Here is a 15073-nt window from a genome sequence, read left to right as displayed (position 1 = left end):
ACGACACCGCCACTACGCAAGGGATGCCCATATGGCGATGGATTCCACCGAACCCCGTATCACCCTGCACCCGCACTCCCGCCGGGTGCGCGTTACTATCGACGGCACCCTGATCGCCGATACCACCCGCGCCGTCGAACTCCGCGAACGCGGCTACCCGCCGCGCCAGTACCTGCCCCACGACGATATACAGATGGAGCTGCTGACCCCTTCCGAGACGGTGACCCACTGCCCCTTCAAGGGCGATGCCGTGTACTTCTCGTATGGCGAGCACCAGGACGTGGCATGGAGTTATCAACAGCCATTAGAGGGGATGGAAGAGCTTGCCGGACGGCTGGCGTTTTATAAGGGCGTAAGCGAATGACGACGATTGAACCAAAACGGCCATGCTGGCAAAGGCAGTAAGCAGTTTTTTTTGAGGGTATTTGGCACGCGATCTAATGTCTATTAGAGGGTTAAATGAGGTCCATTGCATTCACACCTTTGTGCGTTAGATTCAGGAGATTCGACGCTGGGTGCGCATCTCGTGAAGGAGGTTGGTGGGCGCCACCTTGATACGGACTCATGTTGTTGGTGTCAATGTGAGCCACCTTTTATCTGCAAGCGGTCGCCAGAAAAATACATCGCGATGATCGAGATATGTTGATCTGGTTTGAGAGTTTTATTAATTGATTTGGTGTGAGTTTTTATGGTGATGTTTACAAGGATTGTTGTCTTTCAGATGTTTTTTTTCTTCAGTATGTCGTCGTTCAGTGCGGAAAATGTTGATGAAAAGGACGAAGTGATGGAGGTTTTTTTTGAGTATCTTGACGCTTACTCGAGCTCAGAGTTCTATGCTGCCACAAGGTTTTTGCACCCTCGGCATTTGAACGATTATGAAGAATATGTGCTTCCTGTGCTGGTCGATGCAAGAAACGATGCAAGGGGGGAAAGCCACCCGATTTTGAAAGATTTTTTTGAAGGAGTGCCGGAAGGCAGTGCTGGTGAGATGAGTGGCGCCCAGGTTTCGGCGAATCTTGATCGAGCCATGACGAATTACTTTCCCGCCATCATCGAGTCAACTCGCCTAGAGAATATTTCGATTAAGTCAGTAGCCTTGTTGGGCGATGGTCGTGCCAGAGTAGAGTACGACTACCTTACGCCAAATGGTGAGACGACATCGCTAGAGGAAAGTTTTGCTAGGTATAACGGCGAATGGCGCATTCTACTTCCCGTTCCTCCCTTGGAAGCCGCCGACGAATTGCGGCGGCTCTTCCAGTAAGGCTTGCTCCTTTTTGTGAGGGGGGGGTTATAGCTTACCCAGCCCACTCACCCGCATCACTTCCCTGGTCACCGCCTCGTCCAGCATGCCACGGCCGGTTTCCACCAGCGTCAGCCAGTGTTTGGCGCGGGTGATGCCGGTGTAGACCAGCTCCCGGGTGAGGATGGGGTTGGGGGCATCGGGGAGTAGCAGGGCGGTGTGGGTAAATTCCGAGCCCTGGGACTTGTGTACCGTCATGGCGAAGACGGTTTCCACCGCCTGGAGGCGGCTGGGCAGCACCCACTTGATCCTGCCGCTGCCGTCGCTGGACGGGAAGGCGACCCGCAGCAGCTTTTTTCCCGGCGCCCGGGCGTCGGGCAGCGCCAGGGTGATGCCGATATCGCCGTTCATCAGCCCCAGGCCGTAGTCGTTGCGGGTGACCAGCACCGGGCGGCCTTCGAACCAGCCCCGGTCGAGTTCCATATCGCTGGCATGGAGCCAGCCGGCGCGGCGCAGGGCGCGGCCGATGCGCGGGTTCAGGCCCTCGATGCCCCAAGGGCCCTTGCGCAGGGCGCAGAGTAGCTGGAACTGGCCGTGGGCCTCGAGCACGGCGCGGGCCCAGGCGTCGAAGGGCTGGCGCGCTTCGTCGTCGCCGAAAGCGGTGTCGGTTGGGCGCCGGTCGCGTAGCACCGCCAGGTAGTGGCGATAGCCCAGCGGCGGGGCGACGGGCTCGCCGCGCCGGTCGTGGCGACCCTGTCCACGCTGAGGGAAGCCGGCGGGATTGCCTTCCACCACCAGCCTGTCGAGGCCCGCGTCCTCGGGGGCGCCGAGATGCAGCCGGGCCAGGTCCCGATAGCCAGCTTTTCCTTCACCGAATACCTCGCGCACGGCGCGGCGCTTCTCCTTGGCCTGGCGCTTGTCGGGCAGCGGGCGGTTGACCGCCTCGGCGAGCCGGCCGATGCCGCTTTGGGCGTCGAAGCGGTGGCTGACCCGCAGCATGGCGATGGCCTGGTCCAGGGGCTGGCCCTGGGCGTCTCGATATCGTTCGGGTAGCGGCGTGCCGGTGGCGGCCTCCAGCCAGTCGGCGGTCTCCGGGGTGTAGTGGCCGCCCTCGGCGCGCTGGCAGAGGTCGCCCAGCACGGCGCCGGCTTCCACGGAGGCGAGCTGATCCTTGTCCCCGAGCAGTACCAGCCGTGCCCGGGCGGGCAGGGCGGTCAGCACCGCGGCCATCATCTCGATATCCACCATGGAGGCTTCATCGATCACCAGCAGGTCCAGGGCCAAGGGGTTGCCGGCGTGGTGGCGGAAGTGGCGGGTGTCGGGGCGGGAACCCAGCAGGCGGTGCAGGGTGGTGACCTCGGTGGGGATGGCCTCGCGCAGGCTCGAGATATCCACACCCTGTTGGCCCACGGCGCCGGCCAGCTCGGCCAGCGACAGCTTCTTGACCTGGCCGGCGATGGATTCGTTGAGGCGCGCGGCGGCCTTGCCGGTGGGGGCGGCGAGACGGATGCGCAGCGCTCGGGCGCCGTCCGGCTCGGGGCGGCCCAGGGCCATGGCCTGGAGCAGGGCGAGCAGCTTGACCACGGTGGTGGTCTTGCCGGTGCCGGGGCCGCCGGTGATCACCGCGAAGGGGGAGCGGGCGGCCAGGGCACAGGCGGCCTTCTGCCAGTCGAGGTCGCCGCTGGTGGGGAAGAGGGCATCCAGGGCGGTGGCGAGGGTTGTTGTGTTGTGGTCTTGGTCGGGGCCGGTGGCCGCTTCGGGGCGCCTGGCGGCGCCAATCGCCGAGACGTCGGACCGCTGCTGAAGCAGGCTCCTACTGTGGGTGGTGGTGTCGTTGGTGGTCAGTCGGGCGGCGATCTGTTGGCGGATCTGTTGTTCGTATTGCCAGTAACGCCGCAGGTAGAGGCGCGGGCCGCGGGGGCCGGGGGCGTGGACCAGGGGTGTGCTGCCCGGGGCGTCGTTGGCGACCAGGCCGGGGTTGGCGAGGGCTCGCTGCCAGTCGTCGAGGGTCAGGCCGTCGAGGACCTCGCTGGGCAGCGGCGGCGGGTCGCTGAGGTCGTCGCCTTCCGGCGGCAGCGACAGGGCCAGGTCCGGGGCCTCCAGGGTGGCGGCCAGGTCGAGGCAGACGTGGCCGCGGCCCAGTTGGTGGCTGGCGAGGGCCGCGGCCAGCAGCAGCGGCGCCGGGGCCTCGGGCACCTCGCGGTGCAGGAAGCGTGCCAGGGCCCGGTCCAGGGCGCGTAGCCAGCCACGCTCCACCCAGCGTGCCAGCAGTTCCATCAGCGCCGGCGTCTCGTCCAGGGCCGGGTGCCGGGCCTCGGGCAGGTCGTCGAACAGGTCCTTCATGCGGAGGCCCCCGTGGCGTGAGTGGGCGCCGACTCGCCGCGAAACAGGGCGTCCAGGCCGTCGATCAGGGCGCGGGGCGGGCGCTCGGCGTAGAGGCCGTGGCCCTGGGTGGCGGTGGCGGGGCCGATGCCGCGCAGGAAGACGGTCAGCGAGCCGCCGATATGGCGGTCGTAGTCGTAGTCCGGCAGGCGCGACTTGAGCAGCCGGTGCAGGGCCAGCAGGTAGAGGGCGGCCTGCAGGTCGTAGCGCTTGTCGGCCATGGCCTCGCGCATGGCCGCCTGGGTGTAGGCGTCGTCGTCCGGCCCCAGGTGGTTGGACTTCCAGTCGAGCACGTAATAGCGTCCGTCGCGCTCGAACACCAGGTCGATAAAGCCCTTGAGCATGCCGTTCAAGGTGTCGGCGTCCAGCGCCGGGCGCGGGGCCCCGGCCAGGGTGTAAGCGCTGACCTGGCGGTCCAGCGCCGGGGTGGCGACCCGGTGGGCGGCGAACCAGAACTCCATCTCCACCTGGTAGCTGACCAGTTCCTCGAGGCGCAACGGCGGTGCCTCGGGCAGCGGCAGCGGCGTGGTCAGCAGTTCCCCCAGCCAGCCGTTGAGCGGTGCCAGCCAGGCGCCCCAGCCACGCAACTGGGTGCGCCGGGCTAGCATGTCCTCGCGCAGGGCGGCGTCCCGGACGGCGTGGCCGAAGCCCTGCTCGCCGGCCCACTCCAGCAGGCCATGCAGGAAGGTGCCGGGGCCGGGGCCGCGGGGGAAGCGGTGCAGGCGATGGGCCTGGGGGGGCTGCGTCGCGGCGCTGTCGCGGGGCTCGTCCATTACCTCGAAGGCGGTGGCCTCCAATGGGGTGGTGGGCTCGGGCAGAGGCGCCGTTTTATCTGCCTTGGGCGGTAAGTCAGTGGTTACTGGGGCGCCGCTCTGCGTCGCGGCGGGGCCGGGCTCGAGGATGGCGCCGCCGGTGCGCAGCGCCGAGTAGCTGGCGATCCACCAGTGTTCCCGGGCCGGTCGCGTGGGCACCCGTGCTTCGCCCAGTTCGCCTTCGCCCTGGGCCGGGGTAACGCACTCGGCGGTGGCCGGCGGCGCCGGCTCGATGACGATGGCCTCCTCCTCGCCCTTGAGGGCGGCCAGGGCCGCGCCGAGGTTCTCCGGGGTCAGCACCTCGCCATTGCTTAGTAGCTGGCCCAGCGCGCTGGCCTCCAGCCCCTTGAGAGGGGCGACCCCCAGCCAGGTGGCGTGGCGGGCCCGGGTCAGGGCCACATAGAGCTTGCGCAGGTCTTCGCCCAGGCGCTCCCGGTCGGCGATGGCGAGTGTCGTCTCGTCGGCGGAAAGGCTCAGGCGCAGCCGGCCCTCGGCATCGTGCCAGCGCAGCGGCGAGTCGTCGGCCTTGGTGGCGCGGTGGTTGCCGATAAAGGGCAGGAACACCAGCGGGTACTCCAGGCCCTTGGACTTGTGGATGGTGATTACCTGCACCAGGTCGGCGTCGCTCTCCAGGCGCAGCTTATGGGCCTCGCCCTGGTCGTCCGGCTCGGCGATGGCCTCGGCCAAAAAGCGAATCAGCGCATGCTCGCCGTCGAGCTCCTGGCTGGCATGCTGCAGCAGCTCGCCGAGATGCAGTAAGTCGGTAAGCCAGCGCTCACCCTCGCTGGACGGCCCACCGGCCAGCAGCCGGCCGGGCACCTCGAAGTCGTTCATCAGCCGGCGCAGCAGCGGCAGCACCCCCTGGCGCTGCCACAGGCGGCGGTAGTCGCGGAACTGCAGCACTCGGGATTCCCAGGCCAGCTCGTCCTGCTGCAAGCGGTCGAGGGCGGCGAGGTCCAGGCCCAGGCCGGGGGTGGCCAGGGCGGCGCGCAGCAGGCGCTCGTCGTCCGGGTCGGCGCAGGCGCGCAGCCAGGCCTCGAGCTCCCCGGCCATGGGCGAGGCGAAGACCTTGTCCTTGTCGGAAAGGTAGACGCTCTTGACCCCGCGGCGGGCCAGGGCGCGGCGGATCTCCCGGGCCTCATTGATGCCGTTGACCAGTACCGCCATGTCCGAGGGGGCCAGCGGCGTGACGCTCTCGCCATCAGCGAAGCCCGCCGCGCCGCGCCGGCCCCGCTCCAGCAGGGCGACCATCTGTGACGCGCAACGCTCGGCCATCTCGCCCAGATAGGCGCCCTTGCCGAGGGGCTCGTCGCTGTCCAGCTGCCAGAGGGTCATGGCCGGCTGGGGTCGGCCATCGACGGTGAGTGAGTCCTTGCGGCCCTTGGCCTTGACCGCGGTGAAAGGAACGGGGTTGTTGCCATCGCTTGCCTTGAATAGGAAGGCGCCGGCGGGGTGGGCCTCGGCGAATTCGAAGCAGCGGTTGACTGCGGCCACCATGGCGGCGCCGGAGCGGTAGTTGGTGCCCAGGGTGACGTGGCGGCCGGCGGTGTCGCGGCGGGCCTGGAGGTAGGTGTAGATATCGGCGCCACGGAAGGCGTAGATCGCCTGCTTGGGGTCGCCGATCAGGAAGACGCCGGTCTCCGGCGCATTCTCGGCCAGGCGGTAGACCCGGTCGAAGATGCGGTACTGCACCGGGTCGGTGTCCTGGAATTCGTCCACCAGGGCCACCGGGAACTGCTGGCGAATGCGCTCGGCCAGGGCCTCGGCACTGGGGCTGGCCAGCGCCCGGTCGAGATGCGTCAGCAGGTCGTTGGGGCCCATCTCGGCGCGGCGCTCCTGCTCGCGGGCGAGCCGCGCCCGGCACCACCGCACGGCGTGAATCAAGAGATCGGCATGGGGCTCGGGCAGGGCGTCCAGGGCCGCGGGCAGCTCGGCCAGGGCCTCCCAGGCCGCCGGCAGCGGGGGCGTGCCCTCCTTCCAGATCTCCGCCATGCCTTCCGGGGTCAGGCGCTTCCAGGCGGCGGCGGTCAGCGCCGGGCGACTCGCCTCGCCCTCGCACCAGTCGCGCAGGGCCCCCAGCCAGCTGGCGCGGCTCTTGGCATTGAAGCTCTGGCCCTTGAAGGCCTTGCGCTTGGCGGCCTCCTCCAGGGCCGGGCCCAACTCGTCCAGCCAGGCGCGCCAGGGCGCCTTGAGCTCGGCGAGGCGCGCCTCGCGCTCCGTCCGGGCCGCGGCCAGGGTCTCGGCGGGGGGCGGGGCCTGGTGGTCGAGGGCATCACATTCGGGCAGCAACGGGCGCACGGCGGCGTAGAGGGAGGAGCGACCCTCGGTGGGGGCCTCCCAGTAGCGGGTGATCTCGGCCAGGGCCTCGGCGTCCAGCGGGTAGTAGAAGCTGCGCCAGTAGTCGCGCACCACCTCCTGCTCGAGCTCGCCCTGGTCGGTGGTCAGCTCCAGGGAGAAGAGGCTGCCGCTGTCGAAGGCGTGCTCGCGCAGCATGCGGTAGCACCAGCTATGGATGGTGGAGACGGCGGCCTCGTCCATCCACTCGGCGGCCAGCTGCAGGCGCCGGGCGCAGGCCGGCCAGGCCGCCGGGTCGTACTGGTCGCGCAGGGTCAGCAGCAGCGGGTCGAGCTCGGGCGTGGCCTCGGGCGCCTGTAGAGAGCGCGCCTGCAGAAAGACCTCGGCGGCCTCGACCAGGCGGGCGCGAATCCGCTCGCGCAGCTCCTGGGTGGCGGCGTTGGTAAAGGTCACCACCAGGATCTCCGGCGGGGTCAGGGCGCGGGGGAAGGCGGCCGCGTCCTCGGCGTGACGGGCGCCCAGCACCAGGCGCACATAGAGCAGGGCGATGGTAAAGGTCTTGCCGGTGCCGGCGCTGGCCTCGATCAGGCGGCTGCCGTTCAAGGGAAACGTCAAGGGGTCGAGCTGGGTGACATCACTCATTTCCCGTCTCCTTCCTTTTTATCCCCTTTGATGGCGAGATAGAGCGGGGCCAGCAGCCGTTCGGCCAGTGTGGGGAAATCCAGCCTGGCGACGTCGGGCCGCTCTTCCTTATCGGCCGGGGCGGCGGCCATCAGGGCGGTGAAGTCGGGCCAGCGGTGGGCGAGGTAGGCGTTGCGGTCCACTTCGCCGCCGCTGAAGGCGTCGCCCTCGTAGGCCTTCTTCGCCTGCTGCCAGGCATCGCTGTCGGGGCCGTTGTTGGCGGCCGAGCCGTCGTGCCGGTCGACCTTGGCCAGCCAGGCGAAGGCGGTATCGCAGGCCAGCGGCAGGGGCTCGCGCATACCCGCCTGCCAGGCGTCGATCAGCTCGGCGAGGCGTTGCCGGGCAACCGTGGCCTCCACGGGGGGCAGGGTCACGCTGCCGGCCTTGGAGAGCAGCCGGGTGGTCAGGGGCGCCTCCAGGTTGCCGGCCAGGTGGGCCACCCAGGGGCGCACCAGCTGGGCCCAGCGGTACTTCTTCTGCTTGATCAGGCTGCTGCTGGTCAGCAGCAGGCGACAGCGCTCGCCTGCGTCGTTCAGGCGCAGCTGATCGAGCCAGTCCTCCAGGGGCGGGGTGGTGCGGGTGGGCAGCGCCAGGCGCATCGGCTCGGGCTCCTCCACCGGGTAGGGCCAGGCGTCGATCAGCTCGGCGTACTCGGCGAACAGCGCCTCCATGGGCTCGGTGAGGCTCTCGCGCATGCGTTCGGCGAAGGCGCCCATGGCCAGCACCCCCTGGCCCTCCAGGCGCTGCAGGGCCTCGTCCAATGCCGCGATGCGCGGCTGGCCGGCATCCACGGCGCGGCGCTGGGCCTGGATCAGGGCGTCCTGCAGCTGCCAGTGGGTCAGGCCGTCGAGGGCGAAGGGCTCCTGGTCGAGGCGGGTCAGTTCCTCCCGCTCCAGGAAGACCCGCAGGCGGGTATTGAAGAAGGCCTTGGCCGGATCGCGCAGGAAACTGCCGAGCTGGGCCAGGGTGAGCGGATTGTCCTGCGCGAAGTCGCCCAGGGCCTGGGTGTCCGCCGTGGGAATCGCCTCGTTATGCATATCCCGCCATTCATGGGCATAGGTAAAGCGACGCCGCGCCGAGGTGTCCCGGGCCGCCTGCTGCGCCGGGGTGGGGAAGTAGTCGCGGCTGAAGGGCTGCAGCGGATGCTCGGTGGTCAGGGCGGGGAGCGGGTCGTCGCCGTGCTCGGTCTGCCAACCCGCGGCCAGGTGGTCGCGTAGCTGGCCCACCAGCACCGAGGGGGGCTTCTCGGCGTTATCGACGATGCTGCGCCCCACCCAACTGATATAGAGCTGGCGCCGCGCCGAGAGCAACGCCTCCAGGAAGAGGTAGCGGTCGTCCTCGCGGCGCGAGCGGTCGCCGGGGCGGTAGTCGCCGTGCATCAGGTCGATATCCAGCGGCGGCTGGCTGCGCGGGTAGTCGCCGTCGTTCATGCCCAGCAGACACACCCGCTGGAAGGGGATGGCGCGCATCGGCATCAGGGTGGCGAAGTTGACCGCCCCGGCCAGGAAGCGCTGGGAGAGGCTGTGCTCGTCGATCTGTCCCAGCCAGTGCTCGCGCACCACCGAGAGCGGAAGCTCCCGGGTCAGCCCCGCCTCCCGGGCGCTCTCCTGGAAGGTCTGCAGGCCCTGCTCCAGGCGCGCCAGCATCAGGCTGTCGGCGGCCTCGGAGGCCGAGAAGCAGGCCTCCAGCAGCTCGCGCAGCGCCGCCACCCAGGCGTCCGCGTCCTGGGCCTGGCGCAGCCGCTGCCACTGGGCCTCCAGGGTCTCCAGCAACTGCGCCAAGGGGCCGGCGAGGCCCGCCTCCAGGCCGCCGATATCGTCGTAGGGCTCGATGCCCTGCCAGGCGCCACCGCCGTTGCCCACCGCATAGCCGAGCAGCAGCCGGCGCAGGCCGAAGGCCCAGGTGTTCTGGGTCAGCCCCTCGGGCAGGTCGAGGCTGCCGCGCTGGCGGGCGTCGAGTCCCCAGCGGATGCCGGCGCCCTCGATCCAGCGGGCGAGGGTCGGCAGGTCCGCCTCGTCGAGGCCGAAGCGGGCCCGCAGCGCCGGTACCTCCAGCAGGTCGAGCAGGTCGCTCACCGAGAAGCGCAGCTCCGGCAGGCGCAGCAGCTTCTCCAGGGCCACCATCAGCGGCAGGCGGTGGCGGTCGGCCTGGTCGGAGAGGGTGAAGGGGATATGTCGCGGGTCGTCCGGCGGGTACTGGCCGAAAACCGCCTGGATATGCGGGGCGTAGTGGTCGATCTCCGGCACCATCACGATGATGTCCCGGGGCCTGAGCCCGGGGTCGGCGGCGAAGGCGGCCAGTAGCTGGTCGTGGAGGATCTCCACCTCCCGTTGGGGACCGTGGGCGACGTGGAAGACGATCGAGTCGTCCTCGGCCGGGTCCAGCGCCGGCCAGGTGTCGCGGCTCTCGGCCAGCGGGCGCAGGGCGCGGATATCGTCCTGCAGCTGGTGCAGCAGCAGGCCCGGGGTGTCGTCGGGCACGCAGGGCTCGAAGAGGTCGATGCGCAGCGCCTCGCCCTCGAAGAGCCCTTGATAGCTGCCGGCGTCGTCGTGTTCGTCGAGCAGGCGCAGGTAGTCGCGGCCCTGTTTGCCCCAGGCCGCCAGCAGCGGCTGGGCGTGCAGGTGCAGGGCGGCCTCGCCGTCGCCATCGCCGAGCACGTCGAGGCGCTCCGGCATGCCCGGCTTGCGCGCTTGGCGCCTTCGCGCCGCCCGCAGCAGCTCCTTGTGTTCGATGATATCGGCCCAGTAGTGCTCGCAGGGGTTGTGCACGCAGAGCAGCACCTGGCTGACCCGGGCGATGGCGGCCAGGGCCTCCAGGGTCTGCTGGGGCAAGGAGGAGATACCGAAGACCACTACCCGGCGCGGCAGTCCGGGGGGGCGATGGCTGGGAGTCAGTGATTCGGCGGCGGCGAGAAAGCGCCGGTGCACCCGGGCGCGGCTGGAGTCGATGCCGGCGCTGCCATGGGCGGCCGCCACGTCGGCGCATAGCGCCCGCCACAGCTCCGGCTGCCAGCGCTGGGCCTCCTCCAGGGGGCGCGCCTCGCCGCGGGCCGAGATGCGCACGTCCTCGCCCGCTGCCCAGGCGTCCAGCCAGTCGGCCCGGTAGACCTGGTACTGGTCGAAGAGGTCGGCCAGGCGCTCGGCCAGTTGGTGGTGCTTGCGCAGGTCGGCATCGTCGGCCAGGAAACGCGCCAGGGGCGCGAAGCTGGGCCGGCCCAGCAGCCCCGGCAGCAGGCGCAGCAGCCGCCACACCAGCCGCGACTTGTCCAGGGGCGAGGTGGCGGGCACCGCCTCCGGGTCGCCGCTGACATGGTTCAGCACGCTGCGATAGGCCTGCCACAGGAAGCGCGCCGGCAGGGTCACGTCGAGTGCGGCGGCGATGCCGGCGCCGCCCTGGGGGGCGTCCTCGGCGAGCGCCAGCTTGAGCCACTGACCGATGCCGTTGCTCTGCACCAGGATGGTCTCGTTCTCCAGCGGGCCGAGGGGGTGGCGGGTCATCCACTCCACCGCCAGGTGGCGCAGGGCCTCCAGGCGGTTGCCGTGGATCACCATAAAGCCGGGGGAGAGGGCGGTCGTGGCGACGGCCGGGGACATGGGCGCTTCCTTCGCGATGGGCCGGGGTGACTTATGGTGCCACAGCAGAAGGGCGGGAGTTAGCCCGCGGGCCGACGGCCTCGTTCACGGCGGTGATAAGAATTTGTTTACGCGGATGATTTATTTGTATAAGTTTTGCATAATTAAAATCGGCCCGGAGCGCCACCGTCATGGCGATGTGCCCGACTCCCTCCCACTCCCGCCAAGGAATCCCTGGATGAACCTCACCATCAAAGCCCGCCTGACGTTATTGATCGGCTTGCTGATCGCCTCTATCGCCATCGTCGGAGGCCTGGGCATCCGCGGCATGACCGCCATGGACCGGGCCACCAAGACCATCTACGAGGACCGCATGATTCCGGTTCAGCAGCTGGCTCGTATCGATGAGCTGATGCGCGATGCCATCATCGAGCTCAACCAGGTCAGCCTGACCCATGAGGGGAGCGCCGACCCAGCCACCGCTCGTGCCAACCGACGGCCTTACCTGGAAGGGGTGCAAGACAACCTCGACACCATGGAGCGGGTCTGGGAGAGCTATATGGCGAGCTACCTGACCCCCCGTGAGGCCACCCTGGCCCAGCGCTATGCCGATCAGCGAGGGGCTTTCGTGCGCGAGGGGGTCGAGCCGACCATCGCCATGATGGAGGCCGGTGAGATCGAGCGCGCCACGGCGCACATGATCGAGGCGGTGCGCCCTGCCTTCATGGCCGCCAACCGGACCCTGCAGGAACTGATCGCCCTGCAGGGGGAGGTGGCGCAACAAGAGCATGCCGCGGCCCAGTCGACATCCGACATGATGCGTTACCTGACGGCGGCCCTGCTCGCTTTGGCCCTGGTGATCGCCAGCCTGGGGGGCTGGCTGTTGATTCGTGCCATCGCCCGGCCCCTGGCGCGCATGACCGACTACTTTCATGCCATTGCCGCCGGCAACCTGAACAATGCCATCGAGATCGGCAGGCAGGACGAGCTGGGGCTCGCCCTCAAGGCGCTCGATGATACCCAGGCCCAGCAGCGTGCGCTGGTGGCGCGTATCCAGTCGTCCGCGCGGGCCATTCACGCCGCCGCCGGCGAGGTCGCTTCCGGTAACCATGACCTGTCCCAGCGTACCGAAGAGCAGGCCGCCAGCCTGCAGGAGACCGCCGCCAGCATGGAGCAGGTGGCCTCGACGGTGAAGCAGAATGCCGATACCACTCGCCAGGCCAACGAGCTGGCACGCCACGCCCGGGAGCTGGCCGATAATGGCGGCGCCTTGACCCAAGGTGCCACCGGCAAGATGCAGGAGCTCGAGGCGAGTGCCGACAAGATCGGCAGCATCATCTCGGTCATCGACGGCATCGCCTTCCAGACCAACATCCTCGCCCTCAATGCCTCGGTGGAGGCCGCGCGGGCCGGTGAGCAAGGGCGCGGCTTTGCCGTCGTCGCCGGCGAAGTGCGTAACCTGGCTCAGCGCTGCGCCGCGGCCGCCAAGGAGATCCAATCGCTGGTTACCCTCGATGGCGACCTGGTCAAGGAGGGCAGCACCCTGGTCAAGCAGGCCGGTGAGGCCATGGAGCAGGTGGTGACCAGCGTGCGCCGGGTCTCCGAGCTGATGACCGATATCAATGCCGCCTCGGAAGAGCAGGCCCAGGCCGTCGAGCAGGTCAGCGTCGCGGTGAACCAGATGGACCGGGTGACTCAGCAGAATGCCGCCCTGGTCGAGCAGTCGGCGGCCGCCGCCTCGTCGCTGGGCGCCGAGGCCGAGCTGTTGACCGCCGCGGTCAGCGGCTTCCGCATGGGGGATGGCGACCTGGACGGGGCGGTGGCCCCCGAGGCGAGGCTAGCCGCGGCGGCGCCTCGGGCGGCAAGCGCCTCCCTGCCCCGTGTCGCCTCCTCGGCGGCGACCCGGGAACCCGAGTGGGAGGCCTTCTAGGCGGCTCACTCGAGCAGGAAAGGCACTTCACCGGCCTCATGGGCCAGCAGCCACTGCTTGCGACCCAGGCCGCCGGCGTAGCCGGTGAGGCGGCCGTCGCTGCCGATCACCCGGTGGCAGGGCACCACGATGGCGATGGGGTTCCGACCGTTGGCGGCGCCCACGGCGCGCTGGCCGCCCTTGCAGCGCAGCTGCTCGGCGATCTCCGCGTAGCAGCGAGTCTCGCCGAAGGGAATGGTGGCCAGCGCCGCCCAGACCCGGCGCTGGAAGTCGGTGCCGATGGGGGCCAGCGGCAGGTCGAAGGCCCGGCGGGTGCCGGCGAAGTACTCGTCAAGCTGGGCCCTGGCCCGCTCGGTCAGCTCATTGGGGCAGGGCGGGGCGTCCTCGTCCAGGGTGAAGCCGATCTCGGTGATGCCGGTGGCATCGGCGCGGATGCGGATCAGCCCCAGGGCATCGGCGGCGGGGGGACGGTAGTAGTCCAGGGCGGTGGCGAGAGAGGCCTTAGCGGTCATGGGCTGGGCTCCGTGGGTCGTGATGCCAGAGTTGCAGGGTCAGGTAGCTGCGCCAGGGGGCGGCGGCGGTCGGGTCGGCGCCGTCTAGCCTTGGCAGGGCGCGGCGCACCCCGGCGTCGCCCTCCAGCCAGATATCCGGGTGGCCGGTGCCGCGCAGGGCCGCGTAGCGGGCCGTCCAGGGGCCGATGCCCTTGAGCGATGTCCACGCCAGGGGCTCGTCCCCCGCCTCGCCGCCAGCATAGCAGGCCGCGAAGCGGCGCAGGGTGGCACGGCGGGCGTCGGGCATGCCGAGGAAGGCCAGCGTATCGGCGGCGACGGCCGCCGGGGTGGGGAAGTGGCGCCTCCCGTCCCCGGCCGGCTCGCCCAGGGTGGCCACCAGGGCCGTGACCAGGCGCCGCGCCGCGACGATCGAGACCTGCTGGCCGAGGATGGCGCGCACCCCGGCCTCGAAGGGGCCCCAGGTGCCGGGCAGGCGCAGCCCCTCGACCAGCGGCAGGCCCGGGGCGGCCTCCCGCAGCCGGGCCTCGATACCGGCGCTGTCGGCGTCCAGGTCGAGCAGCCGGCGGATGCGCCGTACCACCGGGGCCAGGGCGCTCAGGTCGTCGAGCACCAGGCGCACCCGAAAGGCGTACCGCTCGGGGCGGTGCTCGGCGGTGAAGTGACCGCGGGCCTCGCCCCAGGCGAGGGTGCGGCCATAGTGCGTGGCGTCGCCCCACTCCAGGCCCTCGATGGCGCGGCCGGCGAGGAAGTCGCGCAGTTCATGCCAGGCATAGGGCGGCCGATAGGCCAGGGTCAGGGTCAGCGCCTCCTCGGCGTCGCCGGCGCGACGGCGCAGCTCCCGGGGCGCCAGGCCGATGCGCGCCCGGAAGGCATCGTTGAAGCGGCGCAGGCTGCGAAAGCCGCTGGCATGGGCCACCTGGGCGATCGGTAGGCGGGTCTGGTGGAGCAGCTGCTTGGCGAACAGGCACTGGCGATGCTGCGCATAGGCCTTGGGAGAGACACCGAGATGCTCCTGGAAGAGCCGGCGCAAATAGCGCTCGCCGATGCCCAGCCGCGCGCAGAGCGCGCCCAGCGAGTCGTGCTCCAGGGCGCCCTCGTCGATCAGCCGCAGGGCCCGCTCCAGGGTCGTGGCGGTACCGCGCCAGGCCGGGGAATCCGGGGCGCTGTCCGGGCGACAGCGCAGGCAGGGGCGAAAGCCCGCCTCGGCGGCGGCCAGGGCGCTCGGGTAGTAGCGCACATTGGCTTCCCGGGGCGGGGTGGCCGGGCAGATCGGCCGGCAGTAGATGCCGGTGGTCAGCACCGCGGTGACGAAACGGCCGTCGAAGCGGGCGTCCCGCGCCAGGCGGGCCTGGCGGCAGAGGGCGGGGTCGAGCATGGCGAAGACCTCGGCGGAATCTGCTCTCAGTGTACGCCCTGCGCCGGGAAAGACTGGCCGGAATCGGCCCTGAAGGATCAGGGCCGGCGGGAGGTGATCAGACCAGCTCGCGTTTCTCGCGGCGGGCCTCGCGGCGGTCGCGTAGCACGGCGCGGCAGATCAGGATCAGCACGCCCAGGGTCAGGGCGGGCCAGATCAATACGTAGAAGCCAAAGAGTGTGGTCATCGTTTCTCTCCTCTGGGCGGTGCCGACAGGTGGCACCGCGACATCATG

The 15073-nt window shown here is 69.7% G+C and carries 9 protein-coding genes; 3 read left to right on the top strand and 6 right to left on the bottom strand.

Annotation, left to right across the window (positions count from 1 at the left end):
* The first annotated feature begins 31 nt into the window (after window positions 1-31).
* The gene (locus HPA02_RS00510) at window positions 32-364 is read left to right on the top strand and encodes a DUF427 domain-containing protein (protein WP_186809892.1); all 333 of its coding nucleotides are present in this window, start codon (window positions 32-34) and stop codon (window positions 362-364) included.
* Between the two features lie 324 nt (window positions 365-688).
* A complete protein-coding gene (locus tag HPA02_RS00505; protein ID WP_146800781.1) occupies window positions 689-1261 on the top strand; it encodes a hypothetical protein in 573 nt (190 codons plus the stop codon).
* 27 nt (window positions 1262-1288) lie between these two features.
* On the opposite strand, the gene recD is transcribed toward HPA02_RS00505, so the two are convergent.
* The 3 genes from recD to recC are packed head-to-tail and all read right to left on the bottom strand — an operon-like array spanning window position 1289 to window position 11003.
* A complete protein-coding gene (gene recD / locus HPA02_RS00500) occupies window positions 1289-3583 on the bottom strand; it encodes an exodeoxyribonuclease V subunit alpha (protein ID WP_146800779.1) in 2295 nt (764 codons plus the stop codon).
* A complete protein-coding gene (gene recB, locus HPA02_RS00495) occupies window positions 3580-7371 on the bottom strand; it encodes an exodeoxyribonuclease V subunit beta (protein ID WP_146800777.1) in 3792 nt (1263 codons plus the stop codon). The genes recD and recB overlap by 4 nt, the downstream gene beginning before the upstream one ends.
* Entirely contained in the window at window positions 7368-11003 is a 3636-nt protein-coding gene (gene recC / locus HPA02_RS00490) for an exodeoxyribonuclease V subunit gamma (protein WP_146800775.1), read from the bottom strand. The genes recB and recC overlap by 4 nt, the downstream gene beginning before the upstream one ends.
* A gap of 217 nt (window positions 11004-11220) precedes the next feature.
* On the opposite strand from recC, the gene HPA02_RS00485 reads away from it, so the two are divergent.
* Window positions 11221-12912, top strand: coding sequence for a methyl-accepting chemotaxis protein (locus tag HPA02_RS00485; RefSeq protein WP_186809891.1), 1692 nt, complete (start codon window positions 11221-11223; stop codon window positions 12910-12912).
* Window positions 12913-12917: 5 nt separating this feature from the next.
* Here the strand turns inward: HPA02_RS00485 and HPA02_RS00480 are convergent, their stop codons facing one another.
* The 3 genes from HPA02_RS00480 to HPA02_RS18320 all read right to left on the bottom strand — a co-directional run bounded on the left by HPA02_RS00480 (window position 12918) and on the right by HPA02_RS18320 (window position 15025).
* Window positions 12918-13424, bottom strand: a complete 507-nt coding sequence (locus HPA02_RS00480; RefSeq protein WP_146800771.1) for a methylated-DNA--[protein]-cysteine S-methyltransferase — start codon at window positions 13422-13424, stop codon at window positions 12918-12920.
* Window positions 13414-14799 (bottom strand): DNA-3-methyladenine glycosylase 2 family protein, encoded by a 1386-nt coding sequence (locus HPA02_RS00475; protein ID WP_146800769.1) that lies wholly within the window; start codon window positions 14797-14799, stop codon window positions 13414-13416. The genes HPA02_RS00480 and HPA02_RS00475 overlap by 11 nt, the downstream gene beginning before the upstream one ends.
* Before the next feature lie 97 nt (window positions 14800-14896).
* Window positions 14897-15025 (bottom strand): putative transporter small subunit, encoded by a 129-nt coding sequence (locus tag HPA02_RS18320; protein ID WP_222593964.1) that lies wholly within the window; start codon window positions 15023-15025, stop codon window positions 14897-14899.
* Window positions 15026-15073: the final 48 nt, after the last annotated feature.

The sequence above is a fragment of the Bisbaumannia pacifica genome (genome assembly GCF_007989625.1).
Classification (GTDB): domain Bacteria; phylum Pseudomonadota; class Gammaproteobacteria; order Pseudomonadales; family Halomonadaceae; genus Bisbaumannia; species Bisbaumannia pacifica.
The sequence above is the reverse complement of the archived record's forward strand: the minus strand, read 5'-3'. Positions and strand labels throughout refer to the sequence as shown.